We start from the raw sequence: 888 nt of genomic DNA, 5'->3' as shown, positions 1-888 counted from the left end.
GCTCGACGGCCTTCAGCGCCGCCGCCATCGCGGCTCCACCGCTGCCAATGACCGCTACCTGCACCGGGGGCTCGTTGCCACTGTGCTTTTCGGCGGCGGCCATCCATCCCCGCACCTTGTCGAGCAGTCCGACGCGGTTGTCCGCCAGTGGCGCATCGGCTAGCGTTGCCTTGTAGCCCAGTCCGGCCACGGCGGCAGTCAGCGCGTCCGGCGATGTGCCCGGCACGATGGCGAGTTGCGCTGTGCCCTTCGGATAGGACACCAGCGCCGACTGCACGCCTGGCACTTTTTCCAGCGCTTCCTTGACGTGCGCCGCGCACGAGTCGCAAGTCATGCCGGTGATTTTTAGATGGGTCATGCAACAGATCCTTTATCGTTTGTGGCGCCAGACAATGACGTCCGTTGTGCTGCGGTGCCGTTTTCAGTGACTCACTGCTTGACGCTGGACGGATAGCCCGCGTCTGCGGTTGCCTTGGTCAGCTTCTGCACGCTGGTCTTGGCATCGTCGAAGGTGACGACCGCTTGGCGTGTCTCGAAAGTCACGTCAACTTTGCTGACGCCTTCGACCTTGGAAATCGCCTTCTTGACAGTGATCGGGCAGGCGGAGCAGGTCATGCCCGGTACGGACAGCGTGACGGTCTGGGTGGCGGCCCAGACGGGGGCAACAACGGCGGCGAGGGCGAGGGAGGCAAACAGTTTCTTCATGGTGAACTCCGATCAGTAGAAAAATGGCATGACGTAGGGAAATCCGAGCGCGACCAGAACCAGCGCGGCCACGATCCAGAAAATGAGCTTGTAAGTAGCTCGCACTTGGGGAATCGCGCAGACCTCACCCGGTTTGCAGGCCGCTGCCTGCCGGTAGATGCGCCGCCAGGCGAAGAACAACGC

3 protein-coding genes are annotated in these 888 nt (G+C 62.5%); all 3 read right to left on the bottom strand.

Going from position 1 to position 888, the window contains the following annotated elements:
- On the bottom strand, window positions 1-358 hold a 358-nt coding region (locus HMPREF2886_RS05660; protein WP_177344444.1), incomplete at its 3' end, for a cation transporter.
- 71 nt (window positions 359-429) lie between these two features.
- Complete coding sequence (merP, locus tag HMPREF2886_RS05655; RefSeq protein WP_003131987.1) at window positions 430-705, bottom strand: mercury resistance system periplasmic binding protein MerP; 276 nt, start codon at window positions 703-705, stop codon at window positions 430-432.
- Window positions 706-717: 12 nt separating this feature from the next.
- Window positions 718-888: mercuric transporter MerT family protein (locus tag HMPREF2886_RS05650; protein ID WP_083318525.1), on the bottom strand; the 171-nt coding region annotated here is incomplete at its 5' end.

The sequence above is a fragment of the Pseudomonas sp. HMSC066A08 genome, from assembly GCF_001813025.1.
In the GTDB taxonomy this organism is placed as follows: domain Bacteria; phylum Pseudomonadota; class Gammaproteobacteria; order Pseudomonadales; family Pseudomonadaceae; genus Pseudomonas; species Pseudomonas aeruginosa.
Note: the sequence above shows the minus strand (reverse complement) of the source record. Positions and strands in the feature narration are given on the sequence as shown.

What these genes read in the sequence shown, in the direction of transcription:
- merP (WP_003131987.1), bottom strand. Translation starts at nt 705, where the DNA reads ATGAAGAAACTGTTTGCCTCCCTCGCCCTCGCCGCCGTTGTTGCCCCC.